Source organism: Pseudovibrio sp. JE062 (assembly GCF_000156235.1).
Classification (GTDB): domain Bacteria; phylum Pseudomonadota; class Alphaproteobacteria; order Rhizobiales; family Stappiaceae; genus Pseudovibrio.
This window is the reverse complement of sequence record NZ_DS996805.1, coordinates 849,746-866,537: the sequence shown is the minus strand read 5'-3', so window position 1 is coordinate 866,537 and position 16,792 is coordinate 849,746. Positions and strand designations below refer to the sequence as shown.

Annotated in this window: 10 protein-coding genes; 2 read left to right on the top strand and 8 right to left on the bottom strand. The window is 50.0% G+C overall.

The window, feature by feature from the left end:
• Positions 1-259 precede the first annotated feature (259 nt).
• Positions 260-5,458, top strand: a complete 5,199-nt coding sequence (locus PJE062_RS03650) for a hypothetical protein (RefSeq protein ID WP_008546983.1) — start codon at positions 260-262, stop codon at positions 5,456-5,458.
• A gap of 30 nt (positions 5,459-5,488) precedes the next feature.
• Here PJE062_RS03650 and PJE062_RS03645 read toward each other — a convergent pair whose 3' ends face one another.
• The 4 genes from PJE062_RS03645 to PJE062_RS03630 all read right to left on the bottom strand — a co-directional run bounded on the left by PJE062_RS03645 (position 5,489) and on the right by PJE062_RS03630 (position 9,598).
• Positions 5,489-6,679: a cytochrome-c peroxidase gene (locus tag PJE062_RS03645; RefSeq protein WP_008546467.1), complete on the bottom strand. Its 1,191-nt coding sequence runs from the start codon at positions 6,677-6,679 to the stop codon at positions 5,489-5,491.
• Positions 6,679-7,389 (bottom strand): SCO family protein, encoded by a 711-nt coding sequence (locus PJE062_RS03640; RefSeq protein WP_008546885.1) that lies wholly within the window; start codon positions 7,387-7,389, stop codon positions 6,679-6,681. Before PJE062_RS03640 ends, PJE062_RS03645 begins: the two co-directional genes overlap by 1 nt.
• Before the next feature lie 65 nt (positions 7,390-7,454).
• On the bottom strand, positions 7,455-8,765 hold the full coding sequence (locus PJE062_RS03635) for a selenium-binding protein SBP56-related protein (RefSeq protein ID WP_008547254.1): 1,311 nt from the start codon (positions 8,763-8,765) through the stop codon (positions 7,455-7,457).
• Positions 8,766-8,812: 47 nt separating this feature from the next.
• Positions 8,813-9,598, bottom strand: coding sequence for an IclR family transcriptional regulator (locus tag PJE062_RS03630; RefSeq protein WP_008546618.1), 786 nt, complete (start codon positions 9,596-9,598; stop codon positions 8,813-8,815).
• A 207-nt stretch (positions 9,599-9,805) separates the two neighbouring features.
• On the opposite strand from PJE062_RS03630, the gene PJE062_RS03625 reads away from it, so the two are divergent.
• Positions 9,806-11,083, top strand: a complete 1,278-nt coding sequence (locus tag PJE062_RS03625; RefSeq protein ID WP_008546287.1) for a DsbA family protein — start codon at positions 9,806-9,808, stop codon at positions 11,081-11,083.
• A gap of 5 nt (positions 11,084-11,088) precedes the next feature.
• On the opposite strand, the gene PJE062_RS03620 is transcribed toward PJE062_RS03625, so the two are convergent.
• The 4 genes from PJE062_RS03620 to PJE062_RS03605 form a co-directional block, all read right to left on the bottom strand.
• A complete protein-coding gene (locus tag PJE062_RS03620) occupies positions 11,089-11,775 on the bottom strand; it encodes a hypothetical protein (protein WP_157039035.1) in 687 nt (228 codons plus the stop codon).
• Positions 11,776-11,978: 203 nt separating this feature from the next.
• On the bottom strand, positions 11,979-14,192 hold the full coding sequence (locus tag PJE062_RS03615) for a polysaccharide biosynthesis tyrosine autokinase (protein WP_008547288.1): 2,214 nt from the start codon (positions 14,190-14,192) through the stop codon (positions 11,979-11,981).
• Positions 14,193-14,197: 5 nt separating this feature from the next.
• Positions 14,198-15,415 (bottom strand): outer membrane beta-barrel protein, encoded by a 1,218-nt coding sequence (locus PJE062_RS03610; RefSeq protein ID WP_208982124.1) that lies wholly within the window; start codon positions 15,413-15,415, stop codon positions 14,198-14,200.
• A gap of 243 nt (positions 15,416-15,658) precedes the next feature.
• The gene (locus PJE062_RS03605; RefSeq protein ID WP_008546424.1) at positions 15,659-16,270 is read right to left on the bottom strand and encodes a sugar transferase; all 612 of its coding nucleotides are present in this window, start codon (positions 16,268-16,270) and stop codon (positions 15,659-15,661) included.
• Positions 16,271-16,792: the final 522 nt, after the last annotated feature.

Sequence of the window (16,792 nt, the reverse complement as noted above, 5' to 3'; positions counted from 1 at the left end):
ACATTTCAACGCAAACCAACGCAAAGTCATTTTTCTATCAGTGTCTGATGTAAAGCCTGCTCTGATTTGCGTATTTAAATTTCACCTCAAATACAGATTCACACTGGATCTAAACTTACCTTAACTTAATCAAGTATCAGCAACGCATTTTTCAGCGAAAGACTTGAATTTTCCCATATCCGAGGTGCAGCAACGCATAATTATGCGCAGCGCGACTAGAGTGTGAAACAGCAGTTTCCCCGAACTTCGGAGTTTCCAAATGCCTGAGAATGATCTCCCTCAAGAGCACGAAAACTGGGCACATGAAGTCCTGAAAGCAATCAAAGTTGGATACAATGTCGAGTTTGATGTGCCCGAAGACGAGCAGGTATCAGACAGCGAAAACGGGCACGACAAAACAGCTGCCTCCGAAGCGCAGGAAACTCCACCAGAAGCTGCTGCAGAGCAGCCCGATCCAAAAGATCTTGCCGCACAAAAAGCACTCCACCAAAAAGAATTATCTAAAACAAGCAGGCACTTAAAAGCACTTGCTAAAGCTGTACATATAGCAGGCAGACGCAGTGACGTGTTCATTGAGGACGTCACGAAAAAAGTCCTTGATGATGCCAAGCAGCTGGCAGAAGCCAACATCAGGCAAGCCAATGAGATCATGAACAAGCCGGACAAAAAAGGCTTCGTCGATCTCGATAAAATGCAGGCCTTCATGGATCGCGGAGAAGAGTACCTCCGGATCATGCAGACCAACTTCAAGGAAGGTCAGGAGATCAGCGTTGAAGGCATGAAGGGATTATCTGCTGAACTGCAGAAGAAAGCAGATGACCTGCACAAGCAGCGTACACCGGCAGAAGCCTGGGGTGTCGATCTAACAAGGCTGGACGATGTCCATGAGCAAACCTGTGACCGCTTAACAGAGCTGAACAAAGCACTGAATGGCGGCAGCGTCGCAACCGCGAAGCAGAATATGCTCGCTGCCTCCAGCAATCTTGCAATCCTCCGAGAAGTGCTGGCCAAAGCGCAAACGCAGGTGGAAGAAGCAAAAAAAGACGTCGAAGACAGGGTTCAGGCGACGGAAACTGCAACATCAGAGCTCAGTGCGCGCAAAACTGAAATCGAACATGATCCCAAAGTGCTGGCTAACTTTGAAAAAGAGCATGACGCTGTAATAGCAGACTGTAAGCAGGCGTCTGCTTCTGCATCTGCTGGCAAGGGCGTTGAGGCTGTCAAAGCCATAGAAAGCGCTGAGACTCACTTCAGTACGCTCCAGCAGGTTATGCTCCAAAGCCTGGCATCTGCACCTGAAACCTCTCAGGATGAAGGCGGCAACCAAAGTGAAGTGAAGGTGCTTTTGGGTGATGCAATTGAGCTGACCAGAAAAGCGGATGAACTGCTCACTCAGGAAGACCTCATCAAGGGAAGCAACGGCCTGCTGCCGCAGTTTAAAGACGCAGATAAGTCTACTCGTGCCGCCATTGCAGAAGCGCAAAATGATCTGCTTACAGGAGATGTCACAGCGGCTGAAACCAAGCTCATACGCGCCCAACATAATCTGTCTGCCATGCGCGGTCTCACCATAGAGGCCCAGTCTGCCATTGATATTGCAGCAGAACAGCTTTCTCTCTTGCAAAGACAAGTGGCACCCATGATTGCCCGCCGTCAGGAGTATGTAAAACTCGCTGAGACTGATGACAGAAACATTCGGTATCTGGAGAAATTTGATCTGGTCGTCGGTGAGGTGGAAAATCACATCAGTCAGGCGGACACTGCCATCGCAAAGGAAAACCTGAGCGAAGCCAATCAGGAAATCGCCTATGGGCAGGCAGCCGTGCCCGAGCTGCAGAGAGAAGTGAAGAAACTTCAATACCTTAATACGGTCAAATCTGCTGCCACCAAGGAAGAAAACGCAGAGCTGTTCGCCCAGACACTGGACAAGCTGCGCGAAGATATCGCCTACTTCAATGATCGCGATGACGTCTTTAAGGATAAAGAAGAAGAAGCAATTTTCGATAATCTATACGAAAGAGCTGCCGGCTACGCCAATCAGGCCGAAATCCTCTTCAAACGCAAGAAATTTGAGGAAGCTGATGATGCGATCGACAACTCCAACATCGCCCTGAGCGGCCTCGAAATAGCCTACGAAAGAGGCGTTCAAACCGCAGCAAAAGTTGAGCAGCTTAAGCTGGAGGTAAAAGAGGCAGCTGATAAGGTCCAATCCTTTGAAAACGTTGCCAAAGCCATCGTAAACGATGAGCTCCGTGGGGAGTTCCTCAGCTACAAAATGGTGGCCACAGACTACGTAAACGAAGCGCTGGATTACATCAATCAAGGCCGCATCACCGATGCTTTGAGTGCGCTTGCCGACCTGAAGCAAGCCATGACCAACCTCAACGGCTTCCTCACCAACCCACCACAACCAATGCAGGCAGAAGGCACAGAGCTAGATGAATCTGAATGGGTAATCATCGAGGACAACCCCACCGAAGAGCAACTGGCGAAAAAGCAAGATCACGAAGATCTTGTGTTGTTTGCCAGTGAGTTGAAGCTGCTGCTTGATGAGATCAAGCAGATGAAAACAGCGGTTAAGGAAGGGCATAAAGTTTGGGAACGCTTCTGCACAGGCGACTACCTGCAACGCTTCCAGACTGCCTTCGAACAAGCCAATTCCAGCCTCAGCGACGCGACCGACTGGACACTCAACGCAGGCAAGATGACAACGCCCGGTCCGAAAATGAGAGAAAACCAAGAACTCTTCCTCACCAGCGCAAGAGAACCTCTCTCAGAAGCCAAAAAAGCCTACCGGGAAATGCAAAACGCCTTCGATGTCAGCAAGCAAATCATGACATCCGAGCTCTCCGGCCTCTCAGCAGGCGCTAAATACTACCAGGATGTTATCGAAGACATTTACAAAATCCACGAGAGCGTACGTGGATGGGATGTCGATCTCACCACCTTCGATGCTGCCTACCTTGCAGCGATGGATAACATTGCTGAACTTAAGGTTGCTATTGAAAATCAAGATCTTGTGACGAGTCGAGAGTGCCTGGATAAAGCCGAAACACATCGTCAGGATTTCCGCAAGAGCGCAGATCTTGCTCTGCTTCAAAGGGAAATCGAACACAACGCATTCGTGATTTTATACGCAGATGTTCAATCCGATTATATGAACTCGTCCAATCAAAGAGGAAATGTAGCAAACTTCCCTGATCTGAAGAAACTCTTTGATGGTTTAGAGGCTGATATTCTTATTAGATTCAAGACAGTCGATGAACTTGTTAAATCACAGGCCGGAAAAGCTGCGACAGCTGAACTCTTGATAATCAGGGAGGTCAACAACAAGCTGATAGATGTTCTTGCCGATGCAGGTATCGCGCTGGCTAACGCAGAACTGGATGACATCGCTCAAGGTCTTGCTGAGACGACTGTTTTCCAGATGCGAAGGTCTAAAATTTTGGAGGATGCCGACAAGCTGGCCAAAGTTGCCCCCGCATCCTACGAAAAATGGCTTCCTTTCTGTAGGGGGGAATATGAGGACATATTCAACCAGTATTATGAAGGCTTAAAGCAAAGCGTAGAAGAGTTACACAAGATCCCCCAAGGCGTGGAACGCGCGGATATCGAAGCGGTCACTGAAAACATGAGGGCGCTGCTAAAGGATGCTCGGAATTACTACAGCTCAATGGAGGGGATCCGCAATGTCAGTGAGCAGTTTGTCAATTCTCAACTGAAGGGCCTGAGCAAATGGGCCGACTTGCATGAGAAGCGCATCGATAACTTGAGCCTCAGCCTTGATAAATATGCAGATTGGGGCCTGGACTTTGCCGATTTCGACACAAGCTACAATGAAGCAAAGGGGTTGATTGAGCAAATGAGAGGGGCTCTTCAAAGAAGAGATCACGTCGAAGCTCGGGACCTCAACGTTTTGGTAGGCACCGCAGTAAAAGCGGTTGAAGACGAGCAGGAACATTACGCTGGCTTGTTTGAAGATGCGAAAGCTAGCTTTGCAGAAGGATTTGAACTCTACCGACAGCAGATTGCAGAGACTGTGAAGCGGCGCCCGGAACTGGAGAACATCAAACATCTTGCCGCAGATTTTGATGACTGTGAGCGTTCAGCAGTTCAGGCAATTGAGCGTGCACTTGATCTTATAAATCTGGGCGATCGTTTCGGACCTGATAAGGAAAGCGCATACATTCTGCGGCAGCAGGATCGCCTGCTTGAACTCCTGCAGGAGGCTGTCCCTCTATCTAAGGATCCTGAAAAACTTGGCACAGCAGTCAAGCAGAACAAGGAAAAACTGGCCGAGTTTGAGGCCATGAAAGAAGACATCAAGGATGGCATGGACAAGGAAGTCTTCGCGGCCATGCAAGTGCGGGGCGAAGAACACGCCGAAGCAGCACAGCAGTTGATGGACAAGGGAGACTACGAAAAAGCTGAGTTTGAGTTGTTTGCTCTCCGGGTCATCAATGATGCACTGCAGACAAGGCATGATTCCGGCGTAGCGATCGCAGATCAAGTTCCTGAGCTTGAACAGGAAGTTGAGGATGTGACGACTGACCTCGCAGATATGGAAAAACTGCGCGATACCATCAAAAATGAAGAGGATGCCGCAAACTACGGCAAGTATCATTCCATCGGTATTCGGACTGCTTTGGAAGCGAAAGATTTCCTTCTCAAAGGCGAAATCAGACGCGCTCAGGCCTCACTGAATGCGCTGCAATACTTCCTCGATAAGATGGAGGAAATTCTCGACAAACAAGGCGCAAAAGGACCGAAGCGCAAGTCCGGAAAGAAAAAGTCTGGCCCTGAAAACGAAGCGGCTAACTCAGGTGAAGTACCCGTCAAGCCATCAGAAGAGCTGGAGTTGGAGCGCGAGAACAGCTTTGATCCGACCGATGATGAAGAGCGTAAAGACAAGCTTGAGGAAGCCATTGCGATTACTGACGGTCTTCTGGAGACAGCCAAAGCCAATGTGAAGGATATACTCGATGTCTCCGAGGTTGAGTATTACGGCCTGATCCTTCAAAAAGCAGAGGAGCATGCAGCCGCTGCGAAGGACCATCTCGAAAACAACAAGCTCGACGAAGGCGAAGAAAGCATTGAGTTGCTTAAGATGGCCTTGGACACACTACAGGACGCTCACAAGGTAGGTGTGGCGACATCGAAACAAGCGCCGGACTATCAGAAAGAGATTGATGAAATCGGTCAGACACTCATCCTGCTCAATCTCAAACGCAATACAATTGGCGATGCGAGTGAACAGAACGAGTTCGATACTGTCCGTAATGCAGCAAGTGCCTCAGTGTACCAGATTATCCGCATGCTGAACGAAAAGAACATCCGCAAAGTCAAATACGAAATGGACACTCTGCGGTCTCACGTAGGCAACCTGGAAAAAATCCTAGGCCGCCACGTCTCCAGACGCCAGAAACTGAAGGACATGCTGAAGCGGAAGAAGAAGTAAGCTGGATTGAGTTAGAAATGCAGCCTGATCCTAATAATTATCAGGCTGCTCAACTCTGGCCTCAGCGGTCAAACAATCCAGATCTGGCGAAGTCAAACTTCGCAGAAACGCCTCTAGATCCTTTCTCTCGATACTCGTCAGCTTCAGCGGACGTATTCGAGGATCCTGTCCGGGCAGGTCTGAACCGCCTTGATCGTAAAACCTGATGACCTCGGTCAGTGTACTGAAATGCCCATCATGCATGTAAGGTGGGGTGACAGTGAGGTTGCGCAGAGTAGGGGTGCGGAACTTCCAGCGGTCGGATGGGACTTCTGTGACTTCATAACGTCCCAGATCCGCCTCCCGCTTTGCACTGACGGAGAGTACTTTGGAAAAGTCCATTTGATGCATTACGCCCGGAGCAACCTGTACAGGGATACTTCGAGGTGGGTTTTGCCGTTTGTTTTCTCGCATTTGGCCATAGCCAGTGTCGTGAAACTGATCATCGGTGAAAAGCGCGTGGTCATCCTCAACCAAATGACAACTGCTGCAGCCGCCTTTGCCTGTAAAGATCTCGTAGCCACGTTTTGCAGCATCAGAAACAGCCGCCTCGTTTCCTCCAAAGTGCCATTGGTCGAAGGGGCTGTTTCCAGCCATCACAGATCGCTGGTAGGCTCCGAGAGCCATACCGATGCGGTCGAGAGAAGCATGCGCGCCAAAGGCGTCATCAAACAACGGCTTATACTCAGGCAAATCGTTTAAAAGCGAGACCACATGACCAGCCGATGGGTTCGCCATTTCATTGCGTGCCGTAAGAGGGCCGATGAACTGGGTTTCCAGCGAAGGATCGCGCCCATCATGGAAGAGGGCGCTAAGATACCCCACGTTGAGAATACTGGGCGAGTTTCGCTTGATGCTGCGACCTTCAACGCCGATCGCCGTGCTCAGTTCCCAGTTGGTGAAACCTTGCTCCGGTACATGGCACATGGCGCAGGACATGGTGCGGTTGATGGATAACCGTCGGTCAAAAAACAACTTCCGGCCCAGCTCAATCTTCGCGCGCGTGGGTGGATTGTCTGCCGGATGAGGAATGGGAGGAAGTCCGAGCGGAGTGGAGAGAGACCGTTGTAAAGCGGCCTCAGACCAGCTTTCCGGATCAACCTCACAGCTTGTTTGCGCGGCAACACTTCCTGATGAAATAAGAAAACCAAGCATGATGCATGAAAATGAGAAGCGCCGCATCAGGACCTGCTTTCTTCCATCAAAAGAGTCTCAACATCCGTGATCAACAGACGCGGATCTATCGTTCCCAATCCATAAACGTTACGGATATTCCCTTGGCGATCAACCAGATACATCCGCAGCAAATGATTGATCACATCCTGATCGTTAGAACGGTCAACCACCTGACCATATCCATCCAGAATAGGCTGCAAGGCTTCCATGCCGGACGTCGTCAGCACATGCCAGGGGAGCTTTTGCTCCGCAATTTCATCAATCTGCATGGGGTAGGCGAAGGAGTTGATCGCCTCCACTGTGTCGCGAGAGGGATCAAAGCTGATAGTCAGCAGCTGAACATCTTCGCGAAGGCTTGGGAGCTTCTCGCTGGTCTCATAAATCTCAAAGAGCGTCGACATGGCAATTGGGCAGCCGTTAACATCGCCGCACATGAGATAAACGAAACTCACCAGACTAATCTTGCCACCCGTGAGATCGCTCAGGTTCTTGGATGCCCCGTGAATATCGAGTACCTGCCCATCAGGTGCAGCTTTGAATGTGTTCAGGCGATAAGAGCCCGGTGCAGGTGGTTCAAACTGGAATTCTTCACTGGCACTGAAGGCTGCTGCGAAGGGGCGTGAGGCAGCCGCCTGACTAGTCACCATCGCATACCAAAGCACAGGCACAACTGCAGCAAGACAACTCACTGCAAGGATTTTCTTGAGTAAACGCATATCACCGACCAGCTTAATGAAACAAGCACGGGACAGCGATCAAACCGCCCCGTGCTGCACCGGATTTAGCTTGAGTAAAGCTCTGAGCTGCCGAAACGCATGATGTGTGCACGCCCAAGGCCTAGCTTGTAAAAGTCGATGTTGAAGTCTTCGACGAGCTCTTTGCCATCCCAGCTAAAGGCCCGCAGATACTGCACGTCATCATCACCTTTTTTGTCCCAGTTGGCGAGCAAAGAGGAGGTGAAGTAAACGCGTTTGCCGTCCCAGCTCTGGCTGACCATATTGACCTGCCGGTCGATGGTTTTCTCGTAAATCTGGAAAGGCTTATGCGGGTCGGAAATGTCAAAGAGACGGGTCTTGCCATCCATGAAACTGTTGACCCAAAGTGTCTGGTCATCCGCTGCGATGGAAATGTCGACTGGCAAGGGAATGTCTGCCGGATTGCCAATGTCAGCCACATCCTTGGCCTGCCACTCGCCATCCTCGTCCTCGTAGATCAGCCAGAGTTTGGAGGTCAATGCTGTGGTTGAGAAGGCATAGTTCGCGTTCGGTCCCCACGGGAAACGGATCTCCAATGGAGCTCCCGGCACATTGAATACTTTGCGTGGCTGGCGTGTATGCAAGTCCCACTGCACGATCGTGTTCCCGAACCGCTTCATGGCATCTGCATCCTGCAGCATTTGGCCAAAGTCCATCATGTAGTTGGACCAGCCAGTGAAAGAGGAGGTCAGCATGACGTTCTTGCGGATCAGCGCGCGGATGTCATAACCAAACCCATCGGCAACAGCATCCCCAATGGCAACGGCTCCTTGCATGTTTGCCGTCGTCGGCATCCAGTAGGTCGCCACATAGTCGCCAGCATCGTTGTACTCTACCAGTGCCGTACGTCCGCCATGATCATCATCATTGGAAAGTCCAGTGATCATCATGCTGCCGGGCAGGGCGAAGAAAGTATGCGGACCAACAACACCGCCAGAATCCTTGACGAACGTCTCAATGGTTTTGTGCAGGGTCGGTTTTGAAGGATCAGTATGCACATCGAAGATAAAGATGCGGTTGGTGTCCAGCCCACCTGTCCAGAAGTAACGTCGGTCCGCTGAAAAACCTCCGTGATGCGCTTCATTGCGCCCGCCAACGGACAGGCTGTTGATCACCTGACCACGCGTTGGCGAGTCTGGGCGCAGGTCAACGGTGACCAGTTTATCTTGCTCATCGCCCATGCCTTCCACGCCCAGTGTCCAGACATAAACGAACTCTTCCTGCCCCGTAATCTTAGGCATGTATGGAGACTGGCAGGTCTCATCCGCAAAGGCTCTGAATGGAGCCGTCATGGCTGCAGAAGCTGCAACCAACGCAACAAATTCCCGTCTATTCATAATATCCTCCCCAAAATCAATAAATGAGTATTCCGTTGTGCCTCCGGTTAGTTTGCAAGAGCCTCTGAATGCACTCTTTCTGCATCTACAATTGAACAATGTTGTATCGCTGCCGCCGCCCGGATGTTCTCTTCCATCAAAATCGGCAGAATACGGCTGTGAAGGTGCGTTTTGATCCGATTTGTCGGGCCTACAACACCCATACTGAAGATGGAGCCAAGCCGGTCCACATTGATTGGAACGGCAACACTGGTAACACCTTCCTCGATCTCACCATCGCACAGCGCATAGCCAGAGCGCCGGACTAGCTCCAACTCCGTCGCGATTTGGGAGGCGTCTGTCAGCGTGTTTGCGGTAAACCTGAGTGGCTCGCCAACCAGTAACTCCTCGCGTAGCTCCGGCAATATAAAAGCAGCAATGGCTTTGGCAGAGGAGCACGCATGGGCTGGCCTGATGCCAAGGCCCGGATAGATGTAGGGGATCGCTGGATCGCTCGGTGTCTCAATATGAATGAGATCAACACGGCCTCCGCGATAACGGGCCAGAAAGGCTGTCTCACCAATATCGATGACCAGCCGGTGTATCATAGCCATCACAGCTTTGATAACATGAGAATCCGATTTGCCGGTCAAGGCGATTTTGACAAAGCGGATGCCAAGAACATACCGCTTGCCATCCTCCACTTCATCCAGAAAACCACAGTCCAGCAGGGACGAGAGATTCCGATAAATCGTTGCTCGTGGCAGCTTCGTCATCTGCGCAAGATCATTCGCACTGACAGGCTTGGCAGACCCCGCGACAGATTCCAGAAGCTGTATCAATCGTTCCTGCATAGAAATCTCACAATTCGGACGCTTTGAGCGTAATCTGAGAAAACTTTTTACAGCAACCCATAAGAAATAATGGGTCCAGTTCGCCCGAGTTGAATGAGTTGAAAACGGAGTTCATGTGAAACGATGTTTCACTTGCGCGTGGCTTCAACGGGCAGATAAGCTGGAAAAACCTGTAGAGCTAGCCTGTAAGCGTGGGGAGTAATCTGCATGTCATTTCGCTCAGCGATTAAATCCAGAATTGCGGAATACATTACAAGTGAAACCAAATTACGTAGAAAACGTGAGGCTTTTGAGAAGCAGCGAAAACGGCTGGGCCGTCCTCATGAGGTTCATTACTTCCATCATGTCTCTGACCCATACTCACATTTGACCCTTCAAAAGCTATCAGGGCTCCAACAGAATTATGCGGTCAAGCTGACGTTCCACCTCATCTCAGGCCCTCCTGCTTGGGCAACACCAGATCGGGCAGGCTTGGATGCATATGCGCTCAAGGATGCTAACCAGCTCGCAGCGCATCTGGGATTATCTGGAGCCTCTCAGCAAAAGCCCTGTGCTAAACGTGTGGCCCAAGCTGAAGATGCTATGGCAGCTCACCTTAAGGCGGGTATGGATATTGCGAAGCTGCAGGAGATCAGTAATGCGTTGTGGTCAAACAACGAAATTGCACCGGTCTCTGAAGTGAATGTAGAAGCTGCAAAGGCGCAGGGAGACGCCTTGCTTGATAACCTTGGCCACTACCTCGGCGCCACATTCTACTATGGAGGAGAATGGTACTGGGGCGTTGATCGGCTCCATTATCTGGAAGATCGCCTGCATCAACTCAGCTTAGGACCAGCGCCTTCTAGCGATCGGAGAGACGGACTGGATCAAGGTGTGAGCGATGCCAGGGTTTCCTGCAATGAAATCGATCTCTTCTTATCCTTCCGAAGCCCATATTCATATCTTGCCTTCAACAGAACATGCGAACTCAGCGATCGGTTGGGCGTCAAACTCAACATCCGCCCCGTACTGCCCATGGTCATGCGCGGCCTGCCAGTACCACCGGCCAAGCGAAAGTACATTCTCATGGATGCTGCTCGTGAAGCCCGCTATCACGGCATCCCGTTCGGTCGAATTTGCGATCCGTTAGGACGCCCGATCGAACGTGGCTACTCTCTGCTGCAGTATGCGGAAGAAGAGGGATGCCTCAGAAAATATTGCAGTGCCTTCATGACAAGTGTTTGGTCCAAAGGAGTTGATGCAGGCACAGACAACGGACTGGCGAAGATTATTGAAGCAGCTGGACTGGATTGGAGCAAAGCTCGAACCATTGTCGACAACGATGACTGGCGTGTGCAGATAGAAAAGAACCGGGAAGATCTGACAGCTCTCGGTCTCTGGGGCGTGCCGAGCTATCGTGTCGGCACCACCGCAATCTGGGGGCAAGATCGCCTTTGGGCGGTCGAGGCCGCTCTGCAGCACACCACGACACCCATCACTAGCTAATTGACTTAGCTGAGGTAATCCTTGAACGCATTGATGCGCACGGCTAGATCACGTGGATTTGCAGAGTGTTGGCTCAACTTTGCAAGCAGCTCCACAATCTTCTCGCAGCGTGCGCGCAGTGCTTGGTCTTCTGCAGTAAGCTCGTAGCCATCAAGTTTCTCATTTTCCTGCAAAGCTGAAACAGCATGTTCAGTCCGGGCAATCGCCTGGGCCAGAACCTTATCCAGGATAACCTGCGCGCGACCTTCAAACTCTTCCTGATCAGTCATGTTGGAAAGGTGAGGGCACATGAAGGTGATGTCCTCAGCAATAGCGCTCTTCATGGCAAATGAAACACGCTTCAGGGCTTTGGAAACCACCGGAGGCATGCGCCCCACAGAGATATCATATCCCGCCATCAACAGTGAGTTCGGCAGGTTTTCAGAGTACTGCATCAACGCAAGATAAAAGAAACCTGAGCACTGGAACAAATCAATCGCAGCACCTTGCACCGCATCGCTTTTCTCGCTCTCACCGTTCAGCAAGACAGTCAGCTCACTCAGCGCATTAAAGCGCTCTTCAATAAGCTTCCGCGCATCATCCAACCCATTCGCAAACGCTTTGGGAGACCCACTTGCCGTCGGCAAAAGTGGGCTGGAAGTATCAAAAAGATCAGCCAGCGTCCTGGCAGCGATTTCGATTTGTTCAGACAAGGTGCGTTTCCTGATCATAAGAGCCGAGCATGCCGCTTCCTACCCTACGATCAACGGCTGATGCAATGTGCAACATCGCACAGGTGCTCAGGTTTGCTGAGTAACGCATTGATAAAACGATGCTCCAAAAAAGAAAACGCCTCCATGATCATTCTCAGGAAGATCGTGGAGGCGTCCTTCAAAATTTAAAGCTTACGGAACTATCACTTATAATAGCCATACCCATAGGATGCTTGATGCTTGTTGAGCCGTGCTTTGCTGACGTCAAAGTTGTTCAACACCACACCAAGCGTCTTACCCGGTGTCTGATCAAGCAACTCCTTCGCCTGCTCAACAAGCCCACCATCCGTATGGTTCCACGAAGCAACCAGAACAGTGCCGTCAACTACATGAGACAGTACGCGGCTATCAATGAGGGGAATGACGGGTGGGCTATCAATCACAATGAGATCAAAACTCTTACGAGCACCTTCCAAAAGCGTTTTCATCGCTTGAGAGGACAGAAGCTCGGCAGTTTCCCAAAGTTCACGATGATTTGGAGCAGGAAGAGCGTAGAAGTTTGACCCTTCTTCGTGCTTGACGGCATCTGCAATAGTTACTTTGCCTGTCAGCACATCAGCCAGATTCTTCTCGCTTGAATCTCCCTGAGTTTCGGAGGTCAGCTGTCTGCGCATATCTGCATCAATAAACAGCACTCGTTCTCCAGCTTTGGCCGCGTAGTGAGCCAGATTGCGAGAGATCGTAGACTTTCCTTCACCCGGGATCGCTGAGGTGATTAGCAGTGTCTTAATAGGCTCGTCCATCCTCGCAAACTTTACGGAGGATCGCAGAGCGCGAATTGACTCAGCGTAGTGGCTCAAAGGATTTTCAGATGCAAATTGCGCAACCTCAGACCGCGTGGCGTCATCACTGCCGGCAGTTTTTGATCTCACCAAACCTTTGCCAAACAACAAGCCGAAGAAAGATCTGAGTGTTGAAGTCGACGCATAACCATCAATCAGCGGTACCTGAGAGTAGAGAGGAAGGCCGAGACGACGTTCGACATCTCTTTTAGATTTCAGTGTGTTGTCAAACTGCTCGATTAGAAGGGCAAGAGCGGTTCCCAGAATGAGGCCTACAACGGCAGAGACCAGCAGGAAAAGCTTCTTGTTCGGGAAGCTTGCAATACTTGGAACCTCAGCCGGGCTGAGCACGCGGCTGCTGACAGAGTTCATTTTCTCGAACTCTTGGGTTTCCTTCAGGCGTGCAAGGAAGGATTCATAGAGCGTTCTGTTGGCATGGGCTTCACGGATCAACTCACGCAGGTAAACCTGAGCATGGTTTTCTGAGTTGGTGACATCACGCAGTTGCTCAAGACTGTCGGAAATGGAAGCTTCACGTCGTTTAGCAACAGCCAGCTCATTCTGCGCCGTATCAACGATACGCTGGAGCTCTTTCTCGATCTGATCCCTAAGGTCTTTTAGCTGTGAGCGGACGCTGACTACAGATGGATGCTTATGGCTGTATTTCACCGTGAGCGCGGCTTCCTTCCGTTCAACTTCAGAAGCTTTTGCGCGTAGTTGCGTAATAACGGCGGACTGAGCAGCATCGGCAAAGGAAGAGGTAGAACCGCCACGCACCAACACTTTATCAATCTGATCAACTCGCGCCTGAGCTTCAGCAGTTTTTGTTCGGGCAAAGACGAGTTGCTGGTTCAATGCCGCGATCTGCTTTTCGTTGATAGTGCCGCCACCAGCTACCTGAAGGTTGAACTCGTTTCTGAACTGTTCAACAGCCTGCTCAGAGCTGCGAACCTTTACACCCAGCTCGGACAAACGAATGCTAAGCCATTCACTGGCCTGACGAATGGCATCGTATTTGGTGGCAAGACGATCCGCTAGATAAGCCTCAGCAAACGCGTTAGCAAGCTGGGCAGCCATCTCAGGAGAATGCGCCCGGTAGGAAAGATCAACCACGGTCGTATTACGGTTCAAAGTCACGTGAAGCCCATCAAGCACTCGCTGCTCAAGACTGACCGTAGCTGGCGGCTCACCTGTCACTTTCGTAAAGACTTCCGACAACAAAGAAGGCTTTGATTGAAAGGCTGGAGAGTTTTCAAGATCGTTTTCTGCAATCACACGTTTGGCAACTGCATTCGATCCGATAATCTCGATCTGGCTTTGCAGCAACTTGTTATCAGAGCCAAAGCCGCTCAGAACAGCTTTTACGTCAACCACATTAGATGCGCGCGTTTCGATGTAAACGGAGGTCACAGCCGTATATTTAGGCGCTGCAAGAAACGCAAAGGTGAGGCCGAGCACCGTCACAAAACCGGTAACACCAAGGATCAGTGACCAATACTTGCGTACATACTGAAAGGCCAGGCGAAGATTGATAATATCTTCTGTCGGGGCATTCGATGCCAGGGAGTTCTGCATGACTCTCAATACTCTACTTTTGCGGTTATCCCTATCAGATGCCGGTCGTAGCTGTTGTCAGCTTCAGATGACTTGCGTGTTTCAAAGTCATAGTAGGCACCGAATTTCAGGTTGCGATTGATAAGATGTTTTGCTTCCAGTCGCGCACGGAAGGTGTTATCGCGGCGATCTGAGCCGGCGTAATCTTCGCGTTTGAAGGAAAGAAGCGGTGAAAGGATGAGGTTGCGACGAAGTTCGTAATCCAATGACAGCCTGGCATTCGAAGTGAGCTTGCTAACCTGTCCATCAAGTGAGCTTTCTTCGACGGCTTGTCGCCCTTTGACTTTTACAACCAAAAGCGGAGAGGGCATCCATTGCATGTCTACATTGAAGGAGTAGGTGGAGATATCTCCGCGGCTACCCAGCTGATAATTTTGATGGAGATACCCAATACCTGCAGCACCATGGAAGTTGCCGCGTTTATCAACTTCCAGCCCTGCCAGAACCTCAAAGCCGCTTGAATCTCGATTATCTTCCCCAGAAGCTTTCCAATTGCGTGCGTTGTATTCCGCACTCACAAAGGTACTCAGTCCAGGCGAGAGAGCGTAGTTCACTTTGCCAATCAGACTATATCGCGTGCCATCGCGCGTATCCTGATCGATGGTGCTGCCGTCTCTTGCTTCAACGTCATGATAGTTAAAGTGACTAACAGTTCCTCCGCCGATGAACCTTAGACGATTGAAAACTTTGGATATACGAGCCGTCGCAGAGTAAGCTTCCCGTCGAGTGCCGTGTTTGGCATCCGAAGCCGTATCGGCTTCGCCCAGTTCATACTGTCTTGCTTCCATGCCAGCGCCCAGATCCAATGTAAAGTCTCTGAGAACTTCCAATCTCGCACCTGTAGAGACGCGGCCAGACAAGGTGGAGGCGTTCGGTTTTGAAAAAGCATGCTTTTTCTGACCGGATAGGTTTACACGAAACCGATGACGAGAAATCTCTGAGCTAATGGAGAGCGAGGGCGCAAATAGACCAACCATGCTGCTATCCGCAGAACTTCTGGTCTTATAGAGATTGCTGTCAAAATAGAGGCCGGAGGTGAGGGAGGGCATAAAAATCCAGTTGGCGTGCCGAATGCCCTTGGCGTTGTATTCTGGATGAGACTTTAGGCCGTATCCTCCGGCGTTTTGCAGCAAAGCCTCCGAAAGATCCGAAGCGGTTGCCGCCTCGAAAGCAGAACCGGCCATGCAAGTTGCCAAAATGAACTTTAAGCTGCGCATTGGGAGAAACTCATTTTCCGTGACTGTTTCAAACTCTGTGTCAAAAGGGAGGAACGCAGTCTTGACTGTCGTGCTCAGGAAATTTCATGCAAGAGATGTGCTGAGGGGCTTGAGAACTTCGAAAATGGTTTGCTGCCATCTACACAAAAGTGCAGTGGCAGCATCTCTCGGTTTTCAAGCAGCTCTCAGCTTCAGCTCATACGTTGAAGCCTAGTCCTTTTGCTGCACTGAGAGTTGGCTTCCCCGAAACTCTGGCATGGTTGCGTGCCCCGCTGCGCTGATGCCTTCGCGCTTTAAAACGATGACCATAGTCATGAAGATGATTTTCATATCGAGCCAGAAGCTCTTGTTCTCCACGTACCAGACATCCAGTTCAAAGCGAGAATCCCAGTCGATGCTGTTACGTCCATTCACTTGAGCCCAGCCGGTGATGCCTGGCTTCACAAAATGACGCATCATCTGACGCTTGGAATAATGCTTCAGAAAACCAGCATGCTGTGGGCGGGGACCAACAACAGACATCTCACCTTTGAGAACATTCAGGAAACCTGGCAACTCATCGACACTTGTCGCACGCAAAATGCGTCCAAATGTTGTGAGACGTTGATCGTCTGGCAGAAGATTTCCATGTGCATCGCGCGCATCGGACATGCTGCGAAACTTGTAGATCTGGAACACGTCGCCGTTCAGCCCAGCACGGTCTTGCTTGAAGATAATGGGGCTTCCTAGTCTTGTGCGCACCAAAATAGCTGCGATAATCATCAGAGGTGATACAAGCAGCAAGACAGCAAAACTAAAGACTATATCGAATATTCTAATCATGGTGCATTTCAACTACTGTCACTCACGGCGCGAATTACTTCGCTCCGTCATGGTCTCAATTTGAGCAAGCCCCTAACACCCTCAGAAGAGCCATCTCACGAACAGGTTGCGAACTAACGCAACAGAAATCCTATATGGCAGTTGTATTGATTAGATTTTTCATAGAAATCTCACCAATGCCAATCTGATTTCAGTTGGGCTAGGTATTTGATTCCAAGTAATAAAGTCAATGAAATAAATATAGATAGTCACACAACTTAATTTATAAAACTACATATAATAGTTTAACTATCTTAATTTAGGATTATATGAATATTTTAACTAATATATACTTTAATGAAAGGGCGTAGTGTTTCATCAAAATTCACTAAAATTCTTGATATCTATTATTGGCTGATTTCTGCCAATAATAGCTTTGACAAATTTGATTTCTCAATTTGATTTCAGAGGGGAGGACTACGCAATTGAAGTTTTGATTGGTGTATAGTTATATGTAGTTAACTTAATATGGTATGATTGATT